We start from the raw sequence: 13668 nt of genomic DNA, 5'->3' as shown, positions 1-13668 counted from the left end.
CCGGGCGGCGCTACGCTTGCCCGGCCTACAGGAGCGCGCAGGGAGAATGTAGGCCAGGTAAGGCGCAGCCGCCACCGGGCATCGAAGCGGGAGCGGCGCAGAATGCTCATTGCCGGGCGGCGCTACGCTTGCCCGGCCTACGGGAGTGCGCAGGGAGAATGTAGGCCCGGTAAGGCGCAGCCGCCACCGGGCGTTGAAACGGGAAGGGTGCTGGATGCCCATTGCCGGGCGGCGCTGCGCTTGCCCGGTAAGGCGGGTTACGTAGCGGGTGGAGACAAAATGTTTGCCGGGGTAACAGACGCTGCCGAACGGTTCCCTTTCCCTCCGGGAGAGGGTGAGGGAAATTGGCGTGACACTGTCACCGAACAACCCACTCCTGCAGGGCCTCGGACATCAGTTCGCCGAGCAGCGTGACCGCGGCGGAATGGGGTTCCTGACGCGGGGTTTGTTGCAGACTGACGGCCAGGTTGCCGGGGGATGGCAGTGATCCGCCGGCGGGGCGCAGATTGCCTGGCATGCCGATGCGGGTGCGTACCGTCAGCCCCAGGCCGGCCTGCACCGCCGCCCAGATGCCGCTCAGGCTGTGGCTGACGAACACCACCTGCCAGGGGATCCCTGCGGCATCGAGACAGGCAATAGCGCGGGAACGCATCAGGCACGGGCTGTCGAACATCACCAGCGGCAGCGGCTCGCCGGACGCCAGCCGCGCGCGAACGTCAAAGTCAGGATGCGCAATCCACGCCAGCGGGCTGCGGCCCAGCCCGGGGCCCTGATCTTCGGTTTGCCACAGCAGCGCCAGATCCAGCGTCTGCTCCGCCAGCGCCTGGCGCAGCGGGCCATTGCGATCCACCCTGGCGACGATCCGCACCTGCGGATGGTGGCGGGTAAACTGCCCAAGGATCCCCGGCATCAGCGATTCGCCAAAATCTTCCTGCATGCCAAGGTGAATTTCGCCAGTGAGCCGTTCGCCCTGCAGCGCGCGCAGGGTTTCATCATTGAGCGCCAGCAGCCGTCTGGCGTAGCTCATTAGCTTTTCGCCCTCCGCGGTCAGCGCCAGGTGACGCCCCTGTTTAACCACCAGCGCGGCGCCGCACTGACTCTCCAGCTTTTTGAGCTGGGCGCTGACGGCGGAGGTGGAGCGCGCCAGACGCTGCGCCGCCAGGGCGAAGCTGCCGCACTCCATGCCGGTCACAAAGCTGCGCAGGGCGTCGAGATCGAGGCCGGGTAAGCGTTTCTCCATTATCATCCTTATTACCGGGACGTTGGATTCTGGCGATTGCCATTATCGGGACCTTACTGTGGCATCGCGGCGGGCAGGCGTCAACGGACCCTGCGGCGAGAAGCGTAGAAGTCGCGCAGGCAGGCATAAAAAAAGCCGATAAGGGAACTTATCGGCTTAGTGCAGGCAGGGCTGGCCGCTGAGCGGGGCGACAGGCGCCGCCTCGCTCAGGCAGATTATTGCGCCAGCAGCTCCTGAGCGGTGCGCTCCACCAGGCTCAGCAGGACCTTCACATCATCCAGCGTCACCACCGGGTTCAGCAGGGTCAGCTTCAGGCAGGTAACGCCGTTGTGCTCGGTCACGCCAACGTTGGCGCGGCCGGAAGCCAGCAGGGCGTCGCCGACGCGCTGGTTGAGCAGGGCGATAGCCGCCGCGTCGCTCTGCGCCATCTGCGCCGGACGGGAACGGAACAGCACGCTCGCCAGCTGCGGCTGCATCACCAGCTCCAGCGTCGGCTGCGACTTCACGTACTCCGCGACGTTTTTCGCCATGGTGACGCCGTGATCGATGATCGCCGCATACTGTTTCTGCCCCAGCGCTTCGAGGCCCATCCACAGCTTCAGGGCATCGAAGCGGCGGGTGGTCTGCAGCGATTTAGAAACCAGGTTCGGCACGCCGTGTTCTTCATCGAACTCGGAGTTCAGATAGGCCGCCTGATAACGCATCAGCTCGTAATGGCGGGCATCCTTCAGCAGGAAGGCACCGCAGCTGATGGTCTGGAAGAACTGCTTGTGGAAGTCCAGGGTAACGGAATCCACCAGCTCCAGACCGTCAAGATAGTCGCGATACTGCTCAGACAGCAGCAGCGCGCCGCCCCAGGCCGCGTCAACGTGCAGCCAGATCTGATGCTCCGCGGCGATACCAGCGATGTCGCGCAGCGGGTCGATAGCCCCCGCGTCGGTGGTCCCGGCGGTGGCGACGATCGCCATGATCTGTTCGCCGTTAGCCTGCGCCTGCGCAATCTTCGCCTTCAGGTCGGCCACGTCCATCCGCGCGAATTCGTCGGTTTTCACCAGCGTAACCGAGCGGTAGCCGAGACCCATCAGCGCCATGTTCTTCTGCACCGAGAAGTGGGCGTTTTCCGAGCACAGCACTTTGTACTGGCGGATATCCCCCGGCAGCCCATCCTGCTGGATGGAGTGTCCCTGACGGGCGAAGAAGGCGTCGCGCGCCAACATCAGGCCCATCAGGTTGCTCTGGGTGCCGCCGCTGGTGAAGACGCCGGCGTCGCCTGCCGGATAGCCGACCCGGGCGCGCAGCCACTCGATCAGCTTCATCTCAATGATGGTCGCCGACGGGCTCTGATCCCAGGAGTCCATGCTCTGGTTGGTGGCGTTGATCAGCACTTCCGCCGCCTGGCTAATCACCAGGCTCGGGCAGTGCAGGTGCGCCACGCACTGTGGGTGATGCACCGACAGGCTGTCTTTCAGGAAGTACTCGATCGCACGATCAATCGCCGCCTGGTTACCCAACCCCTGTTCGTTAAATTCAAGGGAGATACGCTCACGCAGTTCGTCAACGCTTTTCCCCTGATACATCTCAGGTTGCTTCAGCCACTGCACAACGGCCTGACTGGTCTGCTCGATAACCTGCTGATAGGCCTCAACGCTCTGCGCCGAACCAGCAAGAATCGGATTCAATGTGGACATGGTGGTCACTGACTCCACTCAGACCGGTTTCACACCGGCGGCCAGCAGGGCCTGTTCAAATTTGTCGAGGAACACATTCAGTTCCGCGTCGCTGATCAGCAGGGACGGCAGCAGGCGCAGCACGCAGCCGTGACGGCCACCGCGCTCCAGAATCAGGCCCGCTTCGAAGCATTTCTTCTGCAGCAGGGCAGAGAGTTCGCCGTCAGCCGGGTAGCAGCCCATGTGATCCTGCGCGTCGTTCGGCTTGACGATTTCGATACCGATCATCAGACCGAGACCGCGAACGTGGCCAATGACCGGGTAGCGCTTCTGCAGCTCCGCCAGTTTGCCTTTCAGCCACTCGCCCTGGGCGGCGACTTTGTCGGCAATGTTGTTGTCGCGCAGGTGACGCAGGGTGGTCAGGCCGGTAGCCATCGCCAGCTGGTTGCCGCGGAAGGTGCCGGTGTGGTGACCCGGTTCCCAGGCGTCGAACTGCTTTTTAATGCCCAGCACCGCCAGCGGCAGACCGCCGCCAACCGCTTTCGACATCACGATGATGTCCGGCTGAATACCGGCGTGTTCGAAGGCGAAGAATTTACCGGTACGGGCAAAGCCGGCCTGCACTTCATCGACGATCAGCAGAATGCCGTGCTCTTCGGTCACTTTGCGAATGCGCTGCAGCCACTCGACCGGCGCCGGGTTCACGCCGCCTTCGCCCTGAACGGCTTCGAGGATCACGGCCGCCGGTTTACGGACGCCGCTCTCCACGTCGTTGATCAGGTTTTCGAAGTAGTAGGTCAGTGCTTTGACGCCGGCTTCGCCGCCGATGCCCAGCGGGCAGCGGTACAGGTGCGGGTAAGGCATAAACTGCACTTCCGGCATCATGCCGTTGACCGCCGCTTTCGGCGACAGGTTGCCGGTGACCGACAGCGCGCCGTGGGTCATCCCGTGATAGCCGCCGGAGAAGCTGATCACCGACGTACGGCCGGTGTATTTTTTCGCCAGCTTCAGCGCCGCTTCCACGGCGTCAGCGCCGGAAGGACCGGTGAACTGCAGGCAATACTCTTTCCCTTCGCCCGGCAGGCAAGAGAGCAGGTATTCGGAGAAACGATCTTTTAACGGAGTAGTCAGATCGAGAGTATGTAACGGCAAGCCGCTGGTAATGACACTTTGGATGCTCTGCAATACATCAGGGTGGTTGTGGCCCAGAGCGAGAGTACCGGCGCCGGCGAGGCAGTCCAGGTACTGTTTGTTATCCGCATCCGTCAGCCACACGCCTTCAGCTTTAGTGATAGCCAGCGGTAACTTACGCGGGTAACTCCTGACATTCGATTCGAATTCGGCCTGACGGGCCAAAAAGGTTTCGTTGTTTGCGTCTAATAAATCGGCACGTAAAGTATCAATACGGACTTTATCCGTCATCATATCACTCCCACAACCAGCATTGCGGTTGAACGCTGGTTGAATAATTGGTGTAAGGAATTGAATTGGCATTCATAAAGCGCGCACAATATATGGCTTTTTAAATCCGCATTCAACGTTTTATTGATTGCGTTATTTTGACGTTATTCTTACCGGGGTAAAAATTAACGTAACCTGCTGAATTATAATAAAACAACCCAGGGTAACGATAACCCTTTAAAGTGTAATTATTAGTGAGAAAGTCTCTATATTTTTATTGCCGCTGCGTTAAAGCGCTGACGGAAAGCCTTCCGTCAGCGATAGCAAGAGTCAATGCAGCTCAACCGCATAATTTGTTAAAGGTGTAACTTTTTTCACCAACTTATTGTTATATAAAAACTGTTCGTAAGTGTCGTAGCGCGCTTTATCCAGCGCCGCCGGATCGGCGGCGAACAGCGGCACGGTTTGCAGCCACGCCTGATGGTTAAGCTTGGTCTTCAGCTCCGGATGCGCGGCGGCGAACGCCTCCCAGCTCTCCTGCGGATGCGCGCGCAGGTAGCTGACCCCGGCCTGCAGGGCGGTGAGGAATTTACGGATTTTCGCCTCATGAATCGCGTCGCGGTGGGCGACAATCACCAGCTCGTCATAGGCCGGTACGCCATAATCCTCAACGTTCATCACCACCGGGGCTTTGCCCTGCAGCTTCAGCTCCTGCGCTTCTATATTACGATAACCGCCGATGACCGCGTCCACCTGGCCCGCCAGCAGAGCGCTGGTCAGCTGAAAATTGACGTTGACCAGCTTGATACTGGCCGGATCGATCCCCGCATGCTGCGCCATGGTCGACAGGGTGGCCTGCTCAATGCCGCTGACCGAGTAACCCACCTTCTTGCCTTGCAGATCCGCCGGGGTTTTGATCTGCTTATCCAGGGCGATCACCGTGTTCAGCGGCGAGCCGATCAGGGTGCCCACGCGCACCAGCGGTAACCCTTCGTCAGCGAAGAAGTGCACCTGCGGCTGGTAGGTGATGGCCAGGTCCGCCTGTCGGGCGGCCACCATGCGGGGCGGCAGCGCTGGATCCGACGGGGGGACAATCTTGACGTCCAGACCCTGGGCCTTAAAGGCGCCGATCTGCTCGGCCACCATAATCGGCGCATGGTCGGGGTTAATATACCAGTCCAGCACCAGGGTGAGCGGTTCATTGGCCAGCGCGTGACCGCTGAGCAGCGCCGTCAGGGTTGCTCCGGCGAAAAGCGACGTTTTCATCTGTTTTCCTTTATTACTTCATGATTATTCCGGCGACCAGTCGATCAGCCGGTGCAGCAGGGTGTCTACCGCCAGCCACAGGAAGAGGGTTAGCAGCACTAAAATAAACAGCGCGGCGAAGCAGATATCGGTTTGCAGCCGCGCGTTGGCATTAAGCATGACGTAGCCCAGCCCCTCGGCGGAGCCGACCCATTCGCCGATAATGGCGCCGATGGGGGCCACCGCCGCCGCCATGCGCAGGCCCGAGCCCAGCGCCGGCAGGGCGGCCATCAGGCGGACATGCCGCAGCTGAGCGCCGAAGGACGCGTTCATACTGCGCGCCAGATCGAGATACTCGTGGTTGACCCGTCGCAAGCCGTCAAAGAAGGCGGACGTGACGGGAAAGAAAATCACCAGCACCGCCATCGCCACTTTGGCGCTCATGCCAAACCCCAGCCACAGCACCAGCAGCGGGGCGAGGGCAAAGACCGGGATCGCCTGACTGGTGAGCACCAGCGGCATCAGCCAGCGCTGCAGGCGCGGGGAGAGGATCATGCCCAGCGCCAGCGTGACGCCGAGCGCCACCCCCAGCGCCAGGCCGCTGAGGATCTCGCTGAGGGTAATCAGCGTGTGCCAGCCGAGATAGGCGCGATTGACCCACAGCGCCTCGGCGACCGCCGCCGGGGAGGGTAAAAGAAAGTGCGGAATGCCGCTGCGGCTGGCCAGCCCCCAGAGAAGCATCAGTCCGCAGAACACCATGCCGCCGCGCCAGAGACGTCCAGTCATGAGTGGGCCCTCATCAACTGCTGCAGCAGCGCCGCCTGGGCGTTCAACAGCTCGGGCGCATCCGGCGCGCGCGGAGGCGCGCCGGTGAGGTGATGGCTGTCGTCGATCTCCCCGTCGGCGGCCGAGAGGACCAGCAGACGGTGGCTCAGCCGGCAGGCTTCCAGCGGATCGTGGGTGATCAGCACCACCGTGCGCCCCGCCAGCAGAGTGGCTGCGAGGGTCTGAATGCGCGTGCGGGTGAGGGTGTCCAGCGCCGAGAAGGGCTCATCCATCAGCACGATGGGCCGGTCCTCATACAGGGTGCGGGCCAGCGCGGCGCGCTGACGCATCCCGCCGGAGAGCGTCGCCGGCCGGGCGTCGGCGCTGGAGGCGAGCCCCACCTGTTCAAGCAGGGTGGCGACCCGGGCGTGATCCACTTTCTCACCGCGCAGCCGCGCGCCGAGGGCGACGTTCTCCCGAACGCTCAGCCAGGGGTAAAGCAGGTCTTTCTGCCCCATCCACGCCAGGCGGCCGGGTATCGGCTTTCCGTCGCTGGCGACCACTTCCCCGCGGGTGGCGGGGGCCAGGCCGGCCATGACCCGCAGCAGGCTGGTTTTACCGGCCCCGCTGGCGCCGAGCAGCGACACCCACTGGCCGCCGGGGACCGTCAGCGACAGGTTATCGAACAGGCGGCGGTCGCCGAAATGGAGGCTCAGCTTGCGGACCTCGATACCTGGCGCCGTCACGCCCGGGACTCCGCCGCGGCGTTAAGCCCCATCTGCCAGAACTGCGCCTCCAGGCGGGTGGCGGTGGTGAAGATGTCGCTCAGCCCGGCGAGGCGGGCCTCGCTTCCGCGCTGTTGCCACACGGTCTCCAGCAGCGCCAGCGCGGCGCTGACGCCCTGCAGATAGCCTTCATCGCCATAGTTACGGATCCACGAGGCGTAAGGATTATCCTCCAGTCGGGTGGCTGGGTGATGCAGCAGGCCCAGACCGATTTCGGCGTAACCCGCCACGCAGGGCATCAGGGCGACCAGCAGATCCAGCGCGTCGCCTGAATGACCGATATCCAGCACGTAGCGGGTATAATTGATGGTTTCTGGCGCTTCGGGCTGGGCGGCCATCTCCGGTTCGCTAATGCCCCACTGGGCGCAGTAGCCGACGTGCAGCGGCACTTCGTTAAGGATGGCGTTCATGGAGGCGGCCGCGGCGCGCATCTCCGGCAGTGTGCGCAGTTTACTCACCAGCAGCGCGTAGCTGCGGGCGAAATGGATCAGAAACAGATAATCCTGGGTCAGATAGCGACGGAACGCGCTTTTCGCCAGGGTGCCTTCGGCAAGCTGCTGGACGAAAGGGTGCGCCACATAGTGCTGCCAGTCAGCGGCGGCCAGCTGGCGTAAACGGCCATAAAGACCTTGGCTAAACGCGGGAACAATCACAGGACCTCCATTTATGCAGGGGAGATCCGGGCGTGCAGGGGTGTGAACAGGCAATGGCGGTAATGCTGGCAAAATTGCCGACCCGTCCCTTCGCTGGCATGACCCAGATCAGGTTCAAAGGGTTCGGCTTGCGCCATCTCAGCCCTCACGGGACACCCCTCGGTAGCGCTATGTTATACGACATTCACCTTATGAATACAATCATCGCGCCGTCCGGCGGCGCGAAGGTGTTTTTCTGTGACGGCCAGCTCTTTTTTGTACAAAAATACCCGAAAAACAGGCCGCTGCGCGTTGGTGAGGGTTCTCCGGTTACGTTATATTTTCATTATTCCGTTGTAATAATCCTGTTCGCCACGCGTGTCGTGCGCGCCCCAACGCCCTGGAGTGAGCATGAAATTCCCGCTGTCCGCGCTGGCGCTTCTGTTCCTGTTGTGCCCGCCTGGCGATGCCGCCGATCTCTTCGATGCGGAAGATAGCATGCTCGACATGAGTCAGTATCTGGCGGAAAACCGTTACGGTTTTCTGCCGGTGCCGCTGGCGATAACCGAGCCGGCGATCGGCTATGGCGGCGGACTGTTTGGCCTGTTTTTACACGGTAAAGGCAGCCGGGAGGGCGGGCAGTTTATTCCTCCGCCGCTCACCGCTTTCGGCGGGGCCGCCACACAGAATGGCACCTGGTTTATTGGCGGCGGCCATCGTCACACCTGGCGGCATGATCACATTCGTTACCTGGCGGGAGCCGGCTACGCTAACGTCAATCTGGATATCTATTCCGGCGACATCGGCGGCTTCAGCCATGCTAAACCGGTGCAGACGCAGACCAAAGGGGTCGCCGCGCTGCAAAAGCTGCTGTTTCGCGTGGGCGATACGCCGGTGTTTCTCGGGGGCTCCCAGGTGTATGCCCGGGCGGATGTCGCTTTCGATAATCCGCGGGTCAACCGGGTCTGGCAGCAGGTGCTCGGGCAAAACAGCACCTCTTCGGCGCTGGGGGTGGTGGCGGAATATGACACTACCGATAATATTTTCTATCCTCAGAGTGGGTTAGCGCTGAAGGGCGAATATCGGTTTTTCCGTTCGCTGCTCGGGGGCGATTATCACTACAACACGTTTTCGCTGGACGGGAAGGTGTTTATTCCGCTCAGCCAGACGCTGACCCTGGCGGTCGCGGGCAATTATCAGTCCTTAACCCACCATGATAAGCACCTGATGCCGATGGCGCGTCCTTACATCGCGCTGCGTGGGATTTCGCGCTACCGCTATCAGGGCGACTACGTGGCCACGGCGCAAACCCAGCTGGCCTGGGCGGTCACTCCGCGCTGGATCCTGCAGGGATTCGTTGGCGCCGGGAGCGCCGCTGACGCGGCGGAAACGCTATGGGAACAGTCAGAGGTGGCATGGGGGGCCGGTTTTCGTTACCTGATCGCGCGACAGTACGGTTTGCGTACCGGGATTGACGTGGCGTTCAGCGAGCATGAGCAGGCGGTCTATTTCAATGTCGGTTCGGGTTTATAACTACACATGAGAACAAAAATGAGAACATCCGGCGCGGTGTTAACGCTACTATTAGCGGCCTGGGGCACGTCGGCTGCGGAGCCGGACGACAGCGACAGCTATTTTCCGATCTGGGGCGATGAGGCTCGCGCCAGAGGATATTCCATTCCGTTACCCTACGGCGTCAACCTGAGCTATATGAATATCCGCCAGGATATCATGGTCGACAGTATTACCTTTTCCGGGCTTAAGCTCGGCAATCATCCCATTCCCAGCGATATGTTCGCCATCGATGCCGGACACACCCGCGAGAAAAGCAAAACCGAAAACCTGCGCCTGGATATGTGGGTCTTTCCGTTCCTTAACGTATACGGACTGGTGGGGCATACCCGCGGGTCGTCCGTCTCCCAGGTTTCAGTGGATTCAGACCCATCGCAGTTTCGCGGCCTGGATCGGGCCATCGCCGGCGCGGTTCACCAGCTTTATCAGAGCGGGAAGTTGCAGGATATTGATTTTACCCTTGATTTTAAAGGCACCACCTGGGGGGCCGGCTTTACGCTCGCCGGCGGCTACGGCAACTGGTTTGGGTTAGTGGATACTAACTACACCCGCACCGACTTCGATATCCTCGACGGCAGCATTTCGGCGGTCACCGTCTCGCCGCGCGTCGGCTATCGGTTCAGTTTTCAGGGGATCGACGGGCCGTCCCATCTCAGCCTGTGGGTCGGGAGCATGTATCAGGACGTGCAGCAGGAGTTTAAGGGTGATCTCGCCGACCTGCACATGCCGCCAGAGCTGCAGCCCCTTATTGCCGCGGTCAATAAAGACGGCGAGGGCAAATTCGACGTTAAGCAGAAGCTGACCTCGCCGTGGAATATGCTGATTGGCGCCCAGTATGAGGTCACCAAAAACTTTAACGTGCTGACTGAATTCGGTTTTAACGACCGCAACAGCTTCTTTGTCTCCGGTGAATACCGTTTTTAACTAAAACTGCAGGCGCCGTCTGCCGGTAAGATGCGCGCTCTTTTGTTGCTGTGGAGAGGCTGTTGATGCGTAAAGCCTTATGGCTGTTATTCGCGCTGGCGCTGCCGGCGCTGGCGCAGGACCCGGTGTTGCCCGCCGTGACGGCGATCCATCCTGCGCCCACCCTGGGCGAGCTGTCGCCGCCGGAATCGCTGCGGCCATGCTGCGCCTTTGGCTACGACCTGCACGTGCGGGCGGTGGGCATTCCGATCCCGGTGTATCAGATTGGTAACGTGCTGACCCTGGATACCCTGGGCAAGCACCATTACAACGACAGCGCGCTCGGCGCGGTGAAAAATCTGCTGGGGCTGAGCGAGGAGCAGAACGGGCTTATCTATACCCGTCGCGGCGGGTTTATCGATATTGCCCATGTGCGCGACACGGCGGATTACACCTTTTATCTGTTCAATCGCATTTCGCCGACGCTGGGCCAGGCGGGGCGCATATTCTACAGCGAAGAACTTGGCGTGCGCCGCGTTCAGCTCAATGCCTTTACGCCGCCGGCGGGGGTCAGGCAGCGCTATCAGCTGGCGGCCTGGCTCGCCGGGCATCTGGCCTTCGAAATCGCCCAGTGGCATGAGATCGCCCAGTGGTATGGCTTCCAGTCAGTGCCCGGGTTTTCAGAAGAGATCTCCGCGTTTTCGCCGGAGGATCTCTACTCCAACTTACTGGGTGCCAGGCTGGCGATTAACGTCATCCTTAGCGGCCACGGCGGGTCGGTGGAAGCGTATAACCGGGCCATGGAGGCGGCGCTGAAAAAGGCGCTGACCCGGCTGATGGTGGCCACGCGAGGGGAGACGGAAGCGATGTTCCAGCGGATCGATGGCGACTGGTGGAACAGTCGCCGCCGGGTGCCGGATAAGTTTCTGGTGCTGAAGCGTAATTACGATCTACAGGAAAACCGGCTGCCGACGCCGGTCCCTTTCGAAACCATGCCGCCATATCGCCTGACCATGCCGGCGCAGGTGGGGGGATTCCGCTTGCGCGACCTCGGCGAGCTGCAGATCTATCCGGGGCACGATATGCAGGCGCTGCCGGTTCCTGAGCAATACTATGGCGCTGCCGCGTTTCAGGGGCTGGCCGATCGCGCCCGCGAGGCCGATAAAACCCAGCTGGCGCGCATTGAGAAGTAGCGAGAAAGGCTCAGGGCGAGGCCCTGAGCCGGCGAATTAGCGGAAGTTGACCCAACAGGCGCCGTTGTCGGCAGAGCGTACGCAGTTTTCCACCCAGCGGACGCCGAACGCCCCGGCGCGGGCGTCCGGATACCAGAAGTCCGCCAACAGCGCCTCGTCACGCCGGTCAGCGGCGTCCATGGCGATGGCGAAGCGGCGATAGAGATTCGACCAGGCGTCGAACAGCCCCTCCGGGTGGCCACCGCCGATGCGATCGTCCTGGCGCGCCAGCGGATCAAGATAGCCCATGCCGCGCTCCAGAACGCGCGCCGGTTCGCCCTGCACCTCGTAGCGCAGCTGGTTGGGCTGTTCATCCCACCATTCAAGACTGGCTTTTTCCCCCACGATGCGCACCTTTTGCCCGTGCATGGAGCCGCAGTTAACGGCGGAGCTCCACAGCGAGCCGACGGCGCCGTTGTCATACTCCATCAGCACATGCGCGTTATCTTCCAGCGGGGCGCGGCTTTTGACGAAGCTTTGTCTGGCGCACATCAGCCGGGCGATCTTCAACTGCGGGGCCATGGTTTCGACCAGAAACAGCGGGTGAGTGGCAAGATCCCCCAGCACATAGCTGGGGCCGACGAAGCGGGGATCGACCCGCCAGCGGGCACTGGCGTTTTCCTGCTCCACCGGCTGGGCGTGGAAGCCATGAGCAAACTGCATATTGACGATACGAATGTCGCCCAGCAGTCCGTCGGCGATCATCTGCCGGGCCTGCAGGATCATCTGATGGCCGGCATAGCCGTAGGTCACGCCGATGATCTTACGCTGCCGCTGGCTGAGGGCCACCAGTTCGTCCGCCTCTTCGCTGCTGAAGCACAGCGGCTTTTCGCACACCACGTGCAGCCCGGCCTCCAGCGCCGCCCGACAGATGGCATAGTGAGTGTTATTCGGCGTGGCAATCGACACGGCCTGAATACCGTCCGGGCGGGCAGCCTCGCCGCGAAACAGACTCTGGTAATCGGCGTAACAGCGTGCGGGATCGACCCCCAGCTGTTGACCGAACTGGCGCCCGCGATCGGCATCAATATCAAAGGCGCCGGCCAGCAGCGCAAAGGTGTTATCGCGCAGGGCGGCAGAGCGGTGAATATAGCCGATTTGGCTGCTGCCGCCGCCGCCGACCATGCCCCAGCGCAGGGTGCGGTCGAGCGGTCTTAAACCGTTAATCATGGGGTTCTCCTGTCAGAATCCAACGCCGCGCAGATAGCGCAGGCTCTCCGTGACCGCCTGCAGGCTGCCTGCGGCATGGCGCGGATCACGCTCTTGTTCAATGGTTATCCAGCCCTGATAGCCGCGGCGGGCAAGAAAATCGTTAATGGCCGGGTAGTCAATGGCGCCGCTGCCGAGCGGGCACATCACCCCTTCGGCGCAGGCGGTGAAAAAGTCGATGCCTTCGGCGACGGCGCGCTGGTAAACCTGCGGATCCACATCCTTGAAGTGCAGGTAGTCGAGCCGCGCGTAATAGCGATCCAGCCAGGTGAGCGGATCCATTCCGGCGTAGTAGAGATGCCCGGTATCCAGACACAACCCTGCCACGTCGTGCGGGATAGCGTTGGCCAGCCGCTCGATTTCATCGGCAAATTCGATGCAGCCCCCGGCGTGGGGATGGATAACCGCCCGCACGCCGTACTCCCGCCAGGCGAGGGTGCTGAGGGCGGTAATGTGCGCCATCATCCGTTGCCAGTCTGCGTCATTGAGGCGCGGAGCCAGCGCGCTGCGTCCGGCAAAGCGCGCCCGCTCGGGGTTGCCGAAGTCGATAATCACCAGATAGGGCGGCTGGAAAGGGTGTCCCGGGATGGGGTCGGCGGCCGGAGCCTGCGACAGATTGCGGCAGATTTGATGGGTCAGCGCCTCCAGAGTGGGATAATGGTCTTCGCTCACCAGATCGTCAAAGATCGTCCCGGCGACCAGCGACAGCTGATGCTGCTCCAGCGCCGCGCGCAGGCTGGTCGGGTCGGTGGGCAGGTAGCCCCACGGGCCGAGCTCGATGCTGCGATAGCCGGCCTGCGCCGCCTCCTTCAGCACGGTAGCCCAGGCGGGAAGGTCAGGGTTTTTCGGGTCATCCACGCCCCAGCTACAGGGGGCGTTGGCGATAGGATAGGTCATGTCGGCTTCCTTTTATCACAGGGGATGCCGCTGAGTATTGAATGAAAATTTCATAGCCAACAATGTTGGAATGATAATTTTATGATGGCCGTCATGATTTGTATTGAGGTTGTATTTGAT

At 61.7% G+C, this 13668-nt stretch carries 12 protein-coding genes and 1 riboswitch; of the genes, 3 read left to right on the top strand and 9 right to left on the bottom strand.

Annotated elements, in window-relative coordinates:
• Positions 1 to 358 precede the first annotated feature (358 nt).
• The 7 genes from ABLV52_RS19385 to tenA all read right to left on the bottom strand — a co-directional run bounded on the left by ABLV52_RS19385 (position 359) and on the right by tenA (position 7756).
• A complete protein-coding gene (locus ABLV52_RS19385) occupies positions 359 to 1252 on the bottom strand; it encodes a LysR substrate-binding domain-containing protein (protein WP_348890833.1) in 894 nt (297 codons plus the stop codon).
• A gap of 203 nt (positions 1253 to 1455) precedes the next feature.
• Positions 1456 to 2937, bottom strand: a complete 1482-nt coding sequence (locus ABLV52_RS19380) for an aspartate aminotransferase family protein (protein WP_072413243.1) — start codon at positions 2935 to 2937, stop codon at positions 1456 to 1458.
• Positions 2938 to 2946: 9 nt separating this feature from the next.
• Positions 2947 to 4332, bottom strand: a complete 1386-nt coding sequence (locus ABLV52_RS19375; protein ID WP_072096675.1) for a diaminobutyrate--2-oxoglutarate transaminase — start codon at positions 4330 to 4332, stop codon at positions 2947 to 2949.
• A 306-nt stretch (positions 4333 to 4638) separates the two neighbouring features.
• Positions 4639 to 5574: an ABC transporter substrate-binding protein gene (locus ABLV52_RS19370; protein ID WP_348890827.1), complete on the bottom strand. Its 936-nt coding sequence runs from the start codon at positions 5572 to 5574 to the stop codon at positions 4639 to 4641.
• 24 nt (positions 5575 to 5598) lie between these two features.
• Positions 5599 to 6339, bottom strand: a complete 741-nt coding sequence (locus ABLV52_RS19365; RefSeq protein WP_032452953.1) for an ABC transporter permease — start codon at positions 6337 to 6339, stop codon at positions 5599 to 5601.
• Complete coding sequence (locus ABLV52_RS19360; RefSeq protein ID WP_048335802.1) at positions 6336 to 7064, bottom strand: ABC transporter ATP-binding protein; 729 nt, start codon at positions 7062 to 7064, stop codon at positions 6336 to 6338. Before ABLV52_RS19360 ends, ABLV52_RS19365 begins: the two co-directional genes overlap by 4 nt.
• Positions 7061 to 7756 carry a thiaminase II gene (gene tenA / locus ABLV52_RS19355; protein ID WP_032452946.1) on the bottom strand — a complete coding sequence of 232 codons (696 nt, stop codon included), beginning with the start codon at positions 7754 to 7756 and terminating at the stop codon, positions 7061 to 7063. Before tenA ends, ABLV52_RS19360 begins: the two co-directional genes overlap by 4 nt.
• A 68-nt stretch (positions 7757 to 7824) precedes the next feature.
• Positions 7825 to 7926: riboswitch (TPP riboswitch) on the bottom strand.
• Between the two features lie 220 nt (positions 7927 to 8146).
• Here tenA and ABLV52_RS19350 point away from each other — a divergent pair.
• The 3 genes from ABLV52_RS19350 (at position 8147) to ABLV52_RS19340 (ending at position 11403) form a co-directional block, all read left to right on the top strand.
• Positions 8147 to 9268, top strand: a complete 1122-nt coding sequence (locus ABLV52_RS19350) for a BamA/TamA family outer membrane protein (RefSeq protein WP_348890825.1) — start codon at positions 8147 to 8149, stop codon at positions 9266 to 9268.
• A gap of 18 nt (positions 9269 to 9286) precedes the next feature.
• The gene (locus ABLV52_RS19345) at positions 9287 to 10231 is read left to right on the top strand and encodes a hypothetical protein (protein ID WP_251907438.1); all 945 of its coding nucleotides are present in this window, start codon (positions 9287 to 9289) and stop codon (positions 10229 to 10231) included.
• 65 nt (positions 10232 to 10296) lie between these two features.
• On the top strand, positions 10297 to 11403 hold the full coding sequence (locus tag ABLV52_RS19340; RefSeq protein ID WP_023289781.1) for a DUF4056 domain-containing protein: 1107 nt from the start codon (positions 10297 to 10299) through the stop codon (positions 11401 to 11403).
• A 36-nt stretch (positions 11404 to 11439) separates the two neighbouring features.
• On the opposite strand, the gene ABLV52_RS19335 is transcribed toward ABLV52_RS19340, so the two are convergent.
• The gene (locus ABLV52_RS19335; protein WP_348890823.1) at positions 11440 to 12612 is read right to left on the bottom strand and encodes a Gfo/Idh/MocA family oxidoreductase; all 1173 of its coding nucleotides are present in this window, start codon (positions 12610 to 12612) and stop codon (positions 11440 to 11442) included.
• 12 nt (positions 12613 to 12624) lie between these two features.
• Positions 12625 to 13548 (bottom strand): TIM barrel protein, encoded by a 924-nt coding sequence (locus ABLV52_RS19330; protein WP_048297560.1) that lies wholly within the window; start codon positions 13546 to 13548, stop codon positions 12625 to 12627.
• Positions 13549 to 13668 lie beyond the last annotated feature (120 nt).

The sequence above is a fragment of the Klebsiella sp. GB_Kp056 genome, assembly GCF_040064755.1.
In the GTDB taxonomy this organism is placed as follows: domain Bacteria; phylum Pseudomonadota; class Gammaproteobacteria; order Enterobacterales; family Enterobacteriaceae; genus Klebsiella; species Klebsiella quasipneumoniae.
Note: the sequence above shows the minus strand (reverse complement) of the source record. Positions and strands in the feature narration are given on the sequence as shown.